This is a genomic window from Streptomyces sp. JL2001, assembly GCF_050917515.1.
Lineage (GTDB): Bacteria > Actinomycetota > Actinomycetes > Streptomycetales > Streptomycetaceae > Streptomyces.
Genome location: NZ_CP169421.1, coordinates 5,861,797 through 5,876,004, shown reverse-complemented (window position 1 = coordinate 5,876,004; position 14,208 = coordinate 5,861,797). Strand labels below are relative to the sequence as shown.

Genomic DNA, 14,208 nt, shown 5'->3' with positions numbered 1-14,208 from the left:
CGCCGGCGGAGTGATGGTCATATGAAGTGGTGGGGCCTGTGGACGACGCGGCCCACCACTTCGCCCGAGGACCGAGACTGAGTGCGTGATCCGAAACGACGCACTCGACCGTCTCCCCGTCCGCCATGCCGTCCCCGAGCTGCTGACCGCGCTCGAGGAGCGCGGCACGGCGGTGCTGGCCGCGCCTCCCGGCACCGGCAAGACCACCCTCGTGCCGCTGGCCCTGGCCGGACTCATAGGGGACGGTCCGCGGCGGCGGGTGCTGGTGGCCGAGCCCCGCAGGATGGCGGTGCGGGCGGCGGCGCGCCGGATGGCGTGGCTGCTCGGGCAGGAGGTCGGAGGGGCCGTCGGCTTCTCCGTGCGCGGGGAGCGCCGGGCCGGCCCCGCGACCCGGGTGGAGGTCGTCACCACGGGTGTCCTGCTCCAGCGGCTCCAGCGCGACCCGGAGCTGCCGGGCGTGGACGTGGTGCTCCTCGACGAGTGCCACGAGCGCCATCTGGACGCGGACACGGCGATGGCGTTCCTGGTCGACGTGCGGGCGACGGTACGGCCCGACCTGTGTCTGATCGCGGCCTCGGCGACCGGTGACACCCGGGCGTGGGCCGACCTGCTCACGGTTCTCGACTCCACGGGCCCGGCACCGGTCGTCCGGGCCACGGGCGAGGGGCACGGGAGCCGCGTCCTGTTCGCGGCTCCGCCGCCCGGGGTCCGGCCGGCGCACGGCACCTGGGTCGATCCCGCCCTGCTGCGTCATGTGGCCGCGACCGTGCGGCTGGCCCTCGACCGGCACGAGGGCGACCTCCTCTGCTTCCTCCCCGGCACGGGCGAGATCGCGCGGACGGCGGGCATGCTGGCGGACCTCGACGCGGAGGTGCTCCAGCTGCACGGCCGGGCCCCGGCGGCGGTGCAGGACGCGGTACTGAAGGGGAGAGGACCCGGGGACGCACGCCGGGTGGTGCTGACGACGTCCGTGGCCGAGTCGAGCCTGACGGTGCCGGGCGTGCGGATCGTCGTGGACTCGGGGCTGGCCCGGGAGCCGCGGACGGACCACGCCCGGGGGCTCGGGTCCCTGGCGACGGTGCCCGTGTCGGTCGCGGTCGCCACCCAGCGGACCGGGCGGGCGGGGCGCGAGGGCTTCGGGACGGTGTACCGCTGCTGGTCGGAGATCGACGACGCCCGGCAGGCGCGCTTCCCGTCGCCGGAGATCCGGGTCGCGGACCTGACGGCGTTCGCCCTGCGGACGGCGTGCTGGGGCGACCCGGACGCGGCGGGCCTCGCGCTCCTCGACACCCCGCCGGCGGGGGCGATGGCGGCGGCGCGGTCGGTGCTGACGGCGATCGGCGCGGTGGGCGAGGACGGCCGGGTGTCGGAGCGGGGCGTGCGGATGGCCCGGATCGGCGTGCACCCGCGGCTCGCGCGGGCTCTGCTGGACGGCGCGCCGGAGGTCGGCGCCCGGCGGGCGGCCGAGGTGGTGGCGCTGCTCAGCGAGGAGCCGCCGCGGGGGTACGGCGACGACCTGGCGGCGGCCTGGCGGACGGCGCGCCGGGGCGGCGACGGGTACGGCGCCCGCTGGAAGGCGGAGGCGCGCCGGCTGGAGCGGTCGGCCGCGGAGGCGGACCCGGGATCCGGCACCGGCACCGGCACCGGCACCGGCACCGGGGACGGTGGCGGGACTTCGGGCGGGGCCGCGCGGGCGGACGACGCCGTGGCCGGGCTCGTGACCGCGCTGGCCTTCCCCGAGCGGGTGGCGCGGGCCCGTGAGGGCAGCGGGTTCCTGATGGTGTCGGGGACGGGGGCCGCGCTCGCCGAGGGTTCGGCGCTGCGCGAGGCCTCCTGGCTGGCCGTCGCCGTGGCCGACCGGACGGCGCAGAACGCGACGGCGCGGGTGCGGCTGGCGGCCGTGGTGGACGAGGACGTGGCACGCGCGGCGGCCGGGCATCTCGCCTCCTCGGGAGAGGAGGTGCATTGGGAGGACGGCGACGTGGTGGCGCGGTCGGTGTCCCGGCTCGGGGCCGTCGAGCTCGCGGTGCGCCCGCTGCGGGAGGACGCGGACCCGGGTCTCGTCCGCGCGGCGCTGCTCGACGGGCTGGGCCGTGAGGGACTCGGGCTGCTGCGGTGGAGCCGGGAGGCTTCGGAACTGCGGCAGCGGCTGGGCTTCCTCCACCGGGTGCTGGGCGCGCCGTGGCCGGACGTGGCGGACGGGCCTCTGCTGGACCGGGCGGAGGAGTGGCTGGAGCCCGAGCTGTCGCGGGCACGGCGGCGGGCCGAACTGGGCCGGCTCGACGCGGGGCAGGCGCTCGGGCGGCTGCTGCCCTGGGCGACGGGTGAGGCGGCGCGGCTGGACGAGCTGGCCCCGGAGCGGATCGAGGTGCCGAGCGGCTCCCGGATACGGGTCGACTACGGCGGCGAGCAGCCCGTGCTGGCGGTGAAGCTCCAGGAGATGTTCGGGCTGGCCGAGACGCCGCGGGTGGCGGGCGTGCCGGTGCTCGTCCATCTGCTCTCCCCCGCCGGCCGCCCCGCCGCGGTCACGGCCGATCTGGCGTCGTTCTGGCGGAGCGGCTATCCCTCGGTGCGGGCGGAGCTCAGGGGGCGCTATCCCAAGCATCCGTGGCCGGAGGATCCGGGAGCGGCGCAGCCGACCCGGCACACCAGCGCGCGGCTCAGGAGGGGGTGACCGGTTCCGGGGCGGGCCGCCGGCTCCGGGCTTCGGTCCAGAGCGCGAGGGCGAGGAGGACGAGGGCGAGCCCGGCGAAGGTCCAGGGCAGATAGGAGGTCAGCAGCAGGACGTAGGTGCGGTTGGTCCTGACCAGTTCGCCGGTGCTGCGGAGGTAGTCCTCGCGCATCTTCACGTGGCCGGCGAAGGCGGTGACGGTGTCCTGGCCCATGAGCTTGCGGGCGTTGCGGAGCTCCTCCCGGTGGATCTCCTCGCCGTTGACGGGAGCCCCGGTGACGGGGTCGACCCAGAACATGCGCTTGGTGGTGTACCAGCGGGTGATGCCGGTCTGGGCGAGGAACTCGGGGGTGATGCCCTTGATCGGCATCGACTTGGGCATGGGGACCCGGGTCCAGGGGATGGTCTGCTCGAAGTAGTAGACCTCCATGCCCCTGAAGTCCCGGACGCCCTTGTAGTGGATGGGGGCCGAGGTGCGTGCCTGGGCGTCGAAGTACTGGTAGTCCCGCTTCTCGGTGAGGAAGGGCCACTTGAACTCGATGCCCTCGCGCCGGACGGCGTCGCCGTCGACCATCTCGCCGGTCGCGTGGACGGGGTCCTGGGTGTGGGCGTCGAAGATGTAGCGCTCGGGGATCTGGGAAACCATCTTGCCGTCGGGGCCGGCGACGTGGGAGAGCGAGTCCCAGACGACGACGTCGCGGCCGGCGTCCTTCTCGATCCGCTTCGACTCCGCCACGTTGCCCTTGAGGGTCTGGATGATCGTGATCCTGTCGACCTTCTCGGCCCTGAGCGTGGAGTAGTTGAGCAGGGTCGCGGGCTTCGCCTCCAGGATCGTCACCTGGTACTGGTTCGGCGGGATCTTCACCGCGCGGGGGAAGACGTACCAGCGCAGGGTGGGGGCCATCGAGGCGAAGCAGACGGCGAGGGAGAGCAGGACGAGACTCGCCAGGCGGCGCATGGGCGCTCCTCCTACGGGTGGGGGCCGGGGTCGGCGGTGAGGAGGGGGCGGGGCGAGGTCGGTCCGTCGGGCGGCAGGTCCACCGTCGCGAAGAGCAGCACGACGAGGAGGGCGGGGACCAGCCCGATGGCGGCGGCGACGAGGGCGCGCACGATCGTCCTCCCGGTGCTCGATCTGATACAGCGTCAGGGCGGGGGCACCGTAGCAACGCGGCCGCGAGATGAGAACACGTTGCACTCAGAACACAGAACGCCGCCCCCTCGTCCGGGCGGGCGAGGGGGCGGCGCGAGGAGCGTGGCGGGTGGACGCTCAGGTGGTGGGCGAGGCCGACGGGGACGGCGAGGCGTCCGTCGATCCCGTCGGCGACGGGGTGGGCTCCGGATCGGGAGCCGTGACCTTGAGGACGATGTCAACGGTGCCGCCGCCCGGCGTGGTCAGGCGCAGCACGAACGTGCCGGCCTCGCCGTCCGCGAAGAGGTCGGGCAGGGTGAGCAGCCCCTTCTCGTCCGTCCTCAGTCCGCTGAGCGTCCGGACCGGGTCGCCGTTCGCGTCCTTGAAGTACGGCCCCTTCGTGGCCGGCTGCGGGTCCTCGCCGGAGGTGAGCACGGCGGCGGTGAGGTCGACGGACGCGGCGGGCGCGCCGTCGAGCGTGGCCGTCACGAGAATCCGGTCCGCGAAGCCGGTGCCGGTGGTCGCGCTCAGCTCCTTGGCGTCGCTGACCAGGGTGTCGGCCTGCCGGACGGTGACGGTCGCGGCGAAGTCGACGACCGCCAGCCTGCGGCCGGCTACGGAGGCCCGCACCGTGAACGCGCCGGCCTGCTCGCCCGCCCGGACGGCCGGCGAGACGACCTTGCCCTGCGCGCCGGTGGTGACGGTGACGGTCTTGACGCCGCCGCCGAAGTGGGAGTCGGTGGCGCCGACGATCTCGAAGCGCACGGCCAGTCCGGAGACCGGCTTGCCCGCGGCGTCGAGCGCGAGGACGGTCGGGCGCCCGGCGAACGCCGTGCCCGCGGTGGCCTTGAGCGTGCCCGTGCCGGAGTCGGCGAGCTTCGCCACGCGTTCGGCCGCGGGCCGGGTCACGGGCGGCGGGGTCGGCGTGCTCGGCTTCGACGGGCTGGGCTTGGGCGTCGCGGGCTTCGTCGGGGCCGGGGTGGTCGGCGACGGCGAGGGGTTCCGGCCGGCGGGGACGTCGCTGCGGTCGACGGGGAGGACGCCGGTGCCGTCGGGGACCTGGTGGCTGCCGCGCTTGTAGTACTCGAACCAGGAGAGCACCGTGTTCAGGTACTCCGTCGAGCGGTTGTAGCTGAGGATCGCCCGGTCCAGGTCGGCCTTGACCGCGAGGTCGCGGTTGTTGGCGCAGAGGTAGAGACCGGCCGCCTGGGCGGCGTCGTAGATGTTGTTGGGGTCCTTGCGGCCGTCGCCGTTGGCGTCCTGGCCCCAGGTGGCCCACGTGGAGGGGATGAACTGCATCGGGCCGACGGCACGGTCGTGCCGTGCGTCGCCGTCGAAGGCACCCTTGTCGGTGTCCGAGATGTTCGCGAAGCCGACGCCGTTGAGCACGGGGCCGAGGATGGGCGAGAGCGTGGTCCCGTTGGCGTCCACGCGACCGCCGCGCGCCTGTCCCGACTCGACCTTGCCGATGCCGGCGAGCAGCTGCCAGGGCAGGTTGCAGGCGGGGTCGCTCGACCGTACGGACTGCTCGGCCCGCTTGTAGGCCGCCAGCACGGACGCGGGTATGCCCGCCTCCGCCGGTCCGGTCACGATCGGCAGGTCTATGGAAGTGCCGGGCTTGTTGGGCGTGTTCAGCGGCGGCAGGTCCGTGTAGTACGGGGAACCGCCGGTAGCCGAGCCCTCGGGCGGCGTGGTCGCGTCCCCGGTGCCTATGGACCGGTCCCCGCTCGCGTTGTCCGCCGGTGGCGGAGTCGCACCCGGAGCCTGCGAGGCGGCCAGCGCCGCGACCGCCGCGGCCACCACAGCGCTGCTGGTGGCCCCCTTGCGCAGACGGCGGCCCAATTGCGCTGCCATACGTACAGTCCCTCCCCTTGACCTGCGTTCGCGCTCCCCGCGCGCGGACTCAGGCGACCCTATGACAACTCCGGGCCCCGGAACACCGGGCCTTGACCGTGTTTCACGCTTTCGTCACCTCTTGGCCGCTCACCCTCTCGAAGGAATCACTCCCGCATACTGGACATGACCACCGACCTCGGACCCGGGGGGCCTCCGCGGTCGGCACAGATCCTGAGGGGGATGTTCCATGCCGTTCACGCTGAGCCATGCCGCCGCGGTGCTCCCGGGCATCCGGCGGGACGGCACCGCACGCGGGCCGTTGATCGCCTCGGCGCTCGTGGCGGGGTCGTTCTCGCCCGACATGACCTACTTCGCCGCCTCGCTGATCCCCGGCGCGATGACCTTCGGCACCGTCACGCACTCGGCGGTGGGCGTCGTGACCGCCGACGTGCTCATCACCGCCGTCCTGGTGGCGGTGTGGCTCCTGTTGCGAGAGCCACTGGTGGCGCTGCTCCCGGCACGATGGCAGGGGCGGGTGTACGGCTTCGTACGGGGAAGTTCCTGGCGGGGGCGGCGGGCACCGGCGCTGGCCGGCTGGTTCTGCCTGTCCGCGATGCTCGGCGCGACGACGCACGTCGTGTGGGACTCCTTCACGCACCTCGACCGCTGGGGAACCCGGGTGATCCCGTTCCTCGGCGAGCTCGTGGCCGGCTTCCCGGTCTACCTGTACGCGCAGTACGGGGGTTCGGCCCTGGCCTTCGGCCTGCTGGTGTGGTTCGTCGTCCGGGCGCTGCGCGCGACGCCCGCGGACCGGGCCCGTCCCGCGGGGATCGTGGTGCTGGACCGGCGGGGGCGCCGGCTTGCGGGCGCGCTGATCGGGGCGTGCTTCCTCGCCGGGATCGTCCACCGCTGCCTGCGCTTCTACGCCTACTGGGGCCGGATCGACAAGCCGCTGGACCTCATCCCGACGGCCTGCTTCGGCGGTGGGGCGGGGCTGGCCGCCGGGCTCGTGCTGTACGCGGCGTGGACGCGGCTGCGCAGGGCGCCCGCGGCTCCTCACCCCGCGACGGCCTCGGACACCGACGACCCGGCCGGCGAGCGGGAGACCTACTCCGCCCGCCCGAGCAGCCCCCGCTGAACCCGCCGCCCCACCCCTGAGGCACCGCACCGGAGGCACCTCACACGAAGTCCCGGGGCCGTTCGGAGGCCGGGCGGTCACGGTCGGGAGCACATGCGAAAGCCCGGGCCGGCGACGCCGTCGGCGCCGCGGGCCCGGGCCCGTCCGGTCAGTGCGCCGCCGACTCCCAGTCAGGGCCGACGCCCACCGAGACGTCGAGCGGGGCGCGTAGGGTGACCGCGGAGGACATCTCCCGCCGCACCAGGGCCTCGACCTGCTCCCGCTCGCCCGGGACCACTTCCAGCACGATTTCGTCGTGGACCTGGAGGAGCATGCGGGAGGTGAGGGAGGCCTCGGCCAGCGCGCGGTCGACGTTCAGCATCGCGACCTTCACGATGTCGGCCGCGGTGCCCTGGATCGGGGCGTTCAGCGCCATCCGCTCGGCGGCCTCGCGGCGCTGGCGGTTGTCGCTGTTCAGGTCCGGGAGGTAGCGCCGGCGGCCCAGCATCGTCTCGGTGTACCCCGTGGCGCGGGCCTCGTCGACGACGCGGCGCAGATAGTCCCGCACCCCGCCGAACCGCTCGAAGTACGTGTCCATCAGGGCACGCGCCTCGCCCGCCTCGATGTTGAGCTGCTGGGAGAGACCGAAGGCGGACAGGCCGTACGCCAGGCCGTAGGACATGGCCTTGATCTTGCGCCGCATCTCGGCGTCGACGGCGGACCGCTCGACCCCGAAGACCTGCGAGGCGACCGTGGTGTGCAGGTCCTCGCCGGAGGCGAACGCCTCGATGAGGCCCTCGTCCTCGGACAGGTGGGCCATCACCCGCAGTTCGATCTGGCTGTAGTCCGCGGTCATCAGGGACTCGTAGCCCTCGCCCACGACGAAGCCGTGGCGGATCGCCCGGCCCTCGTCGGTGCGGACCGGCACGTTCTGCAGGTTGGGGTCCGTGGAGGACAGGCGCCCGGTGGCGGCCACCGTCTGGCTGAAGGTGGTGTGGATGCGGCCGTCCGCGGCGATCGTCTTGATCAGCCCCTCGACCGTGGAACGCAGCCGGGCCTGCTCGCGGTGCCGGAGCATGATCACCGGCAGCTCGTGCTCGGTCTGCGCGGCGAGCCAGGCGAGCGCGTCCGCGTCCGTGGTGTAGCCCGTCTTGGTCTTCTTCGTCTTCGGCAGGTTCAGCTCGCCGAAGAAGACCTCCTGGAGCTGCTTGGGCGAGCCGAGGTTGAACTCGTGGCCCACCGAGGCGTGCGCCTCCTTCACGGCCTGCTGCACGGCGCCCGCGAACTGCTGCTCCATGGCCTCCAGATGGGCCCGGTCGGCCGCGATGCCGTGCCGCTCCAGCCGGGCGAGGAGGGCGGAGGTGGGCAGCTCGACGTCGTGCAGGAGCTCGCGCGCGCCCACCTCGCCGAGCTTCTCCTCGAAAGCGGTGCCGAGGTCGAGCACGGCCCGCGCCTGCGTCATCAGGGCCTCGGCCTCGGCGGTGTCGTCGGCGCCGAAGGCGAGCTGCCCGTCGGCGGCCGCGGCGGGCGCGAGCTCCCGGTGGAGGTACTCGACGGAGAGCGCGTCGAGCGCGAAGGAACGGCGGCCCGGCTTCACCAGGTAGGCGGCGAGCGCGGTGTCCATCGTGACCCCGGCGACGGTCCAGCCGTGCTCGGGGAAGACGCGCATGGCGCCCTTGGCGTTGTGCAGCACCTTGGGCCGGGCCGGGTCGGCGAGCCACGCGGAGAAGGCCCGCTCGTCGTCCTCGTCGAGCTGCGTGGGGTCGAACCAGGCGGCGGCGCCGTCCGCGGCGGCCAGGGCGATCTCGGCGACGCTTCCGGTGCCGAGCGCCCAGCTGTCGACCGTGGCCACACCGAGCGGCTGGTCGGCGTGCCCGGCCAGCCAGGGGGCCAGCTCTCCGGAGCCGAGGACCGAGCCGTCCAGCTCGACACCCGCGGCGGGGGCCGGCGGCTGCTCCTCGGCGGCGCCCGGGTCGACGGCCAGCAGACGCTCGCGCAGCGAGGGGTTGCGGATCTCCAGGGTGTCGAGGACCAGCGCGAGCGCCGTGCGGTCGTACGGCGCTCGCTCCAGGTCGCGGACGGTCCGGGGCAGCTCGACGTCGCGCACCATCTCGGTGAGCACGCGGTTGAGCTTCACGGCCTCCAGGTGGTCCCGGAGGTTCTGCCCGGCCTTGCCCTTGACCTCCTCGGCGCGCTCGACCAGTTCGGCGAACGACCCGAACTGGTTGATCCACTTCGCCGCGGTCTTCTCGCCGACGCCGGGGATGCCGGGGAGGTTGTCGGACGGGTCGCCGCGCAGGGCGGCGAAGTCCGGGTACTGCCGGGGCGTGAGGCCGTACTTCTCCTCCACCTTCTCCGGGGTGAAGCGGGTCAGCTCGGAGACGCCCTTGGTCGGGTACAGCACCGTCACGTGGTCCGTGATCAGCTGGAACGAGTCGCGGTCGCCGGTGACGATCAGGACCTCGAAGCCCTCGGCCTCGGCCTGGGTGGCGAGCGTGGCGATCACGTCGTCCGCCTCGAAGCCGTCGACGGCGAAGCGCTCCGCGTTCATGGCGTCCAGCAGTTCGCCGATCAGCTCGACCTGGCCCTTGAACTCGTCCGGGGTCTTGGAGCGGTTCGCCTTGTACTCGGGGAACTCCTCGGAGCGCCACGTCTTGCGGGACACGTCGAACGCGACCGCGAAGTGCGTGGGCGCCTCGTCGCGGAGCGTGTTCGCCAGCATCGACGCGAAGCCGTAGATGGCGTTGGTCGGCTGTCCCGTCGCAGTCGTGAAGTTCTCCGCGGGAAGCGCGAAGAACGCCCGGTACGCGAGGGAGTGCCCGTCCATGAGGAGCAGGCGGGGACGGGGGTCTGCGGTCTTCTTCGATGCTGTCTCGGCCACGGAACGATCCTGCCACGGACCGCTGACAATCCCCTCCACACCGACCTTACGTGGAGCTTTGTCGGTACCGCGTGACAGGATCGGGAGGTACGCCACGGAACTGACGCTCAAGGGAGAGCGCGATGGTCAGCAAGCCGCCCGCCGGCGATCCGGTCCAGGACGCGCCGCAGGTCGCGGAGCCGCAGCACGCCGCTGCCGGTCTGCCCGCCATCGGCCACACCCTGCGGATCGCCCAGGCGCAGATGGGCGTGCGACGCACCGCGCGGACCCTGCTCAAGGTCAACCAGAAGGACGGCTTCGACTGCCCGGGGTGCGCCTGGCCCGAGGGTGACAAGCGGCACGTGGCGGAGTTCTGCGAGAACGGGGCGAAGGCCGTCGCCGAGGAGGCGACCCTGCGCCGGGTCACCCCCGACTTCTTCGCCGCGCACCCGCTGTCCGACCTGGCCGGCCGCAGCGGCTACTGGCTGGGCCAGCAGGGCCGGATCACGCAGCCGATGTACCTGCCGGAGGGCGCGGACCGGTACGAGGCGGTGACCTGGGAGCGGGCGTTCGCGATCATCGCCGAGGAGCTGCGTGCCCTGGCCTCCCCCGACGAGGCCCTCTTCTACACCTCGGGCCGCACCAGCAACGAGGCCGCGTTCCTGCTGCAGCTCTTCGCCCGCGAGTTCGGCACCAACAACCTGCCGGACTGCTCCAACATGTGCCACGAGTCGTCCGGCTCCGCGCTCACCGAGACGATCGGCATCGGCAAGGGCAGCGTCTCGCTGGAGGACCTCCACCAGGCCGACCTGATCATCGTGGCCGGCCAGAACCCGGGCACGAACCATCCACGGATGCTGTCGGCGCTGGAGAAGGCCAAGGCGGCCGGTGCCCGGATCATCTCGGTGAACCCGCTGCCCGAGGCGGGCCTGGAGAAGTTCAAGAACCCGCAGACGCCGCAGGGCATGCTGCGGGGCGCCACCCTCACCGACCTCTTCCTGCAGATCCGCATCGGCGGCGACCAGGCGCTCTTCCGGCTGCTCAACCGGCTGGTCCTGGAGGCGGACGGAGCGGTCGACGAGGAGTTCGTCCGCACCCACACCCACGGGTACGAGGACTTCGCGGCCGCGGCGCGCACGGCGGACTGGGACGAGACGCTGACGGCGACCGGTCTGGGCCGCGACGAGATCGAGCGGGCCCTGGAGATGGTGCTCGCCTCGCGCCGGACGATCGTCTGCTGGGCGATGGGACTCACCCAGCACAAGCACGCGGTGGCCACGATCCGCGAGGTGGTGAACCTCCTCCTGCTGCGTGGCGCCATCGGGCGTCCGGGCGCCGGGGTGTGCCCGGTGCGCGGCCACTCCAACGTCCAGGGCGACCGCACGATGGGCATCTTCGAGCGGCCCGCGCCCGCCTTCCTGGACGCCCTGGACAAGGAGTTCGGGATCGTCTCGCCGCGCCACCACGGCTTCGACGTGGTCCGCTCGATCCAGGCGCTGCGCGACGGCGAGGCGAAGGTGTTCTTCGCGATGGGCGGCAACTTCGTCGGGGCCACGCCCGACACGGAGGTCACCGAGGCCGCGATGCGGCGGGCCCGGCTCACCGTGCACGTCTCGACCAAGCTGAACCGCTCGCACGCGGTCACCGGCACGCGCGCGCTGATCCTGCCGACGCTGGGGCGCACCGACAAGGACGTGCAGCGCGGCGGCCGGCAGTTCGTGACGGTCGAGGACTCCATGGGGCTGGTGCACGCCTCCCGCGGCAACCTGCCGCCGGCGAGCCCCCACCTGCTGTCCGAGCCGGCCATCGTGGCCCGGATGGCGCGGGCCGTGCTCGGCACCGCGTCGGCGACGCCGTGGGAGGAGTTCGAGCAGGACTACGCCACGGTCCGCGACCGCATCGCACGCGTCGTACCGGGCTTCACCGACTTCAACGCGCGGCTCGCGCGGAACCCCGGCGGCTTCGCGCTGCCGCACGCCCCGCGGGACGAGCGCCGCTTCCCCACGGCCACCGGCAAGGCCAATTTCACCGCCGCGCCGGTGGAGTACCCGAGGGTGCCCGAGGGCCGGCTGCTGCTGCAGACCCTGCGCTCGCACGACCAGTACAACACCACGATCTACGGTCTCGACGACCGCTACCGCGGGATCAAGGGCGGCCGGCGGGTCGTCCTGGTCCACCCGGAGGACGCGGCGGCGCTCGGGCTGGCCGACGGGGCGTACGCGGATCTCGTCGGCGAGTGGACGGACGGCAGCGAGCGGCGGGCGCCCGGGTTCCGGGTCGTGCACTACCCGACGGCCCGGGGGTGCGCGGCGGCGTACTACCCGGAGACGAACGTCCTGGTGCCGCTGGAGTCGACGGCGGACGTCAGCAACACCCCCGCCAGCAAGTCCGTGATCGTGCGTCTGGAACAATCGCAGTCCGCCTAAGCGTTTGCTCAGGCGGACCAGCTGGAGCAGCTGGATCAGCAACCGTACGAAGACGAACGGAGCCGGGCCGATGGGTGAGCAGCAGCACGTGAAGTTCCCGCAGGAGGTCCTCGACGAGTACGCCGCACTCGGAGTCGACCTGCCGGCCCTCTTCTCGGCCGGACACCTCGGCAACCGGATGGGTGTCCAGATCGTCGAGGCGTCCGCCGAGCGGGTGGTCGGCACGATGCCGGTGGAGGGGAACACCCAGCCCTACGGCCTGCTGCACGGCGGCGCCTCGGCGGTGCTCGCCGAGACGCTGGGCTCCATCGGTTCGATGCTGCACGGCGGAGTCTCCAAGATCGCCGTGGGTGTGGACCTGAACTGCACCCACCACCGCGGGGTCCGCAGCGGCCTGGTCACGGGCGTCGCCACCCCGGTCCACCGCGGGCGCTCCACGGCGACCTACGACATCGTGATCACCGACGAGCAGGACAAGCGGGTCTGCTCGGCACGACTGACCTGCATGCTGCGCGAGGTCACGGCCAAGGACGCGGCCACCGTCGCCGCGTCCGGCGGTACGGCCTGACCGCAGGAGCGTCCTGTCGTTCTCGCCGGGCCACCGCGACCCCGCTCGCCGATCCGGCCTGACCGACACGACACCCCCGAGGCCCTCCCGCCTCGCCCACACCCCTCTCCCCCGGGCCCAGACCCCCTCTCTCCCCGCGCGGCACGGGGCGGTCCGCACCGTTCCGCGCCGGATGAAGGGAGAACCGGGCGGGGTCCGGGTGACGCCGGCCCCGAATCGGGCACGACGAGGCCGGATCACGAGGGTGATCGGGCCGCGCTCGTCACCCGGAGTCACCGGCGCGGCGGCCGGGACGCCGCCGGCCTTCACGTCCTCCGGCGGCCGCACGGGGCCGCGCCGCCCCTCTCCCGGACCCCTCGGCCCGCTCCGCGCGCCGGACCCCGGAACACCGCCTCCCGGACGCGGGGGATCGGCTTCCGGACGTCGCCCCACGGAGGGACGGTCCCGGTTTCCGGACGGAACACGCCGCCTTCCGGACACCGCGACCCGGGCCGGACGCCGGCGGCCCGCGCACCCCGCCCGTGACGTCAACTCCCCCGAGCGCCCGGCCGGCGGCAGCGGCGCGAGCCGCGAGGCGTCCCGACACCTCCCCCGGCGTCCCGGCCGGCTCGGGCGTCACCGAGCATCGCCGCCAACACCACCACCCCCAGCCCCTCTTGTCCCGCCGACGGCACCCGGATCGCCCGCGCGGGGCACCGACACCGCCCTCACGCCGTACGGGCAGCCCTCGTCCACGCCCGTACGGCGCCGGCCACCGCGCCCCGGGACCGGACGCGGACCGCACGGCGGCACCCGTCCGGCCCGGCGAGCCCCGCGCCTTGCGGCAGCCGCCACACACGCCCCTCCCGGCACATCCGCCCAGCTCGGCACCCCCGTGCCCCGGCGCGACGGCGAAGCCCGCCCGCCCCTGGCGTCGAGCGGTCAACTGCCGTGAGGCGGAGGCTTGTTGTGCCCACCCGCCCCGTCCCCTAGCGTGCCCTCCATGGGGCTCTCCACGCGCACCTCGGTCAGGACCGGCCTCCGCGCGGCCCTGGCCGCCGGACTGCTGGCCGCGGTCCCGGCCTGCTCGGCCGAGGGCGCGGATCCGGAGCCGCGCACGTCGACGCCGGCGGACATCTGCACCAGCCTGGTGTCGTACTGGGCGAAAGAGGCTCTCAAGGGCGGCAAATGGGCCGGACTGGACTGGGAGCAGAAGGGCCTGTCCAACGAGCAGTTGGGCATCCACGACCTGGTGCTCGCGCACGCCCGCGCGGCCGAGCGCACCGAGGGGCGGGACGCCGCGCTGGCCGGGATCGACCGTGAGACGCGCCGTCGCTGCGAGGCGTCGAACGGGGCGACGGGCAGCTCCGAGAACTGGCGGCCCCCCGAGGCCGCGACCGGCTCCCCCTCCGTCACCGGCGCCGGGTCCGGCACCCCGTCCGGTCCGTCGCCCCGGCCGCCCTCCCGGCAGTCGCCGACCCCGCCCCCGTGACGCTCCGTGACATCCGCGCACCGATCAAGCCGCGCAGGACAGCGGGCACTCCGTCCGCTGGCACGGGAGGGCCTGTCCGGTATCCGGACAGCCGGTGAATCGGGGCCGACAGGAGCGTGATCTGCTCAAG

Annotated in this window: 9 protein-coding genes; 5 read left to right on the top strand and 4 right to left on the bottom strand. The window is 73.7% G+C overall.

Going from position 1 to position 14,208, the window contains the following annotated elements; all coding sequences use genetic code 11:
* Window positions 1-85: 85 nt before the first annotated feature.
* Entirely contained in the window at window positions 86-2,674 is a 2,589-nt protein-coding gene (hrpB, locus tag ACE1OA_RS26190) for an ATP-dependent helicase HrpB (RefSeq protein ID WP_432753476.1), read from the top strand.
* On the opposite strand, the gene ACE1OA_RS26185 is transcribed toward hrpB, so the two are convergent.
* From ACE1OA_RS26185 to ACE1OA_RS26175, 3 genes are all read right to left on the bottom strand, one after another.
* Entirely contained in the window at window positions 2,661-3,629 is a 969-nt protein-coding gene (locus ACE1OA_RS26185; protein ID WP_386544019.1) for a DUF3068 domain-containing protein, read from the bottom strand. The two genes, hrpB and ACE1OA_RS26185, sit on opposite strands and share 14 nt — an antisense overlap.
* Window positions 3,630-3,640: 11 nt before the next feature.
* Entirely contained in the window at window positions 3,641-3,781 is a 141-nt protein-coding gene (locus tag ACE1OA_RS26180) for an SPW_0924 family protein (protein ID WP_356603374.1), read from the bottom strand.
* A gap of 157 nt (window positions 3,782-3,938) precedes the next feature.
* Complete coding sequence (locus ACE1OA_RS26175) at window positions 3,939-5,654, bottom strand: lytic murein transglycosylase (protein WP_361315807.1); 1,716 nt, start codon at window positions 5,652-5,654, stop codon at window positions 3,939-3,941.
* Between the two features lie 229 nt (window positions 5,655-5,883).
* On the opposite strand from ACE1OA_RS26175, the gene ACE1OA_RS26170 reads away from it, so the two are divergent.
* Window positions 5,884-6,774 carry a DUF4184 family protein gene (locus ACE1OA_RS26170; RefSeq protein ID WP_432753475.1) on the top strand — a complete coding sequence of 297 codons (891 nt, stop codon included), beginning with the start codon at window positions 5,884-5,886 and terminating at the stop codon, window positions 6,772-6,774.
* A 148-nt stretch (window positions 6,775-6,922) separates the two neighbouring features.
* On the opposite strand, the gene polA is transcribed toward ACE1OA_RS26170, so the two are convergent.
* Window positions 6,923-9,634 carry a DNA polymerase I gene (polA, locus tag ACE1OA_RS26165; RefSeq protein ID WP_356603380.1) on the bottom strand — a complete coding sequence of 904 codons (2,712 nt, stop codon included), beginning with the start codon at window positions 9,632-9,634 and terminating at the stop codon, window positions 6,923-6,925.
* Window positions 9,635-9,756: 122 nt separating this feature from the next.
* Here polA and ACE1OA_RS26160 point away from each other — a divergent pair, with 122 nt between their 5' ends.
* The 3 genes from ACE1OA_RS26160 to ACE1OA_RS26150 all read left to right on the top strand — a co-directional run bounded on the left by ACE1OA_RS26160 (window position 9,757) and on the right by ACE1OA_RS26150 (window position 14,078).
* A complete protein-coding gene (locus ACE1OA_RS26160) occupies window positions 9,757-12,039 on the top strand; it encodes an FdhF/YdeP family oxidoreductase (RefSeq protein WP_384873575.1) in 2,283 nt (760 codons plus the stop codon).
* Window positions 12,040-12,109: 70 nt separating this feature from the next.
* Window positions 12,110-12,607, top strand: a complete 498-nt coding sequence (locus tag ACE1OA_RS26155; RefSeq protein ID WP_384873578.1) for a PaaI family thioesterase — start codon at window positions 12,110-12,112, stop codon at window positions 12,605-12,607.
* A gap of 982 nt (window positions 12,608-13,589) precedes the next feature.
* Window positions 13,590-14,078 (top strand): hypothetical protein, encoded by a 489-nt coding sequence (locus ACE1OA_RS26150; RefSeq protein ID WP_432753474.1) that lies wholly within the window; start codon window positions 13,590-13,592, stop codon window positions 14,076-14,078.
* Window positions 14,079-14,208: the final 130 nt, after the last annotated feature.

What these genes read in the sequence shown, in the direction of transcription:
- ACE1OA_RS26175 (WP_361315807.1), bottom strand. Translation starts at nt 5,654, where the DNA reads ATGGCAGCGCAATTGGGCCGCCGTCTGCGCAAGGGGGCCACCAGCAGC.
- ACE1OA_RS26160 (WP_384873575.1), top strand. Translation starts at nt 9,757, where the DNA reads ATGGTCAGCAAGCCGCCCGCCGGCGATCCGGTCCAGGACGCGCCGCAG.
- ACE1OA_RS26185 (WP_386544019.1), bottom strand. Translation starts at nt 3,629, where the DNA reads ATGCGCCGCCTGGCGAGTCTCGTCCTGCTCTCCCTCGCCGTCTGCTTC.
- ACE1OA_RS26150 (WP_432753474.1), top strand. Translation starts at nt 13,590, where the DNA reads ATGGGGCTCTCCACGCGCACCTCGGTCAGGACCGGCCTCCGCGCGGCC.
- ACE1OA_RS26155 (WP_384873578.1), top strand. Translation starts at nt 12,110, where the DNA reads ATGGGTGAGCAGCAGCACGTGAAGTTCCCGCAGGAGGTCCTCGACGAG.
- ACE1OA_RS26170 (WP_432753475.1), top strand. Translation starts at nt 5,884, where the DNA reads ATGCCGTTCACGCTGAGCCATGCCGCCGCGGTGCTCCCGGGCATCCGG.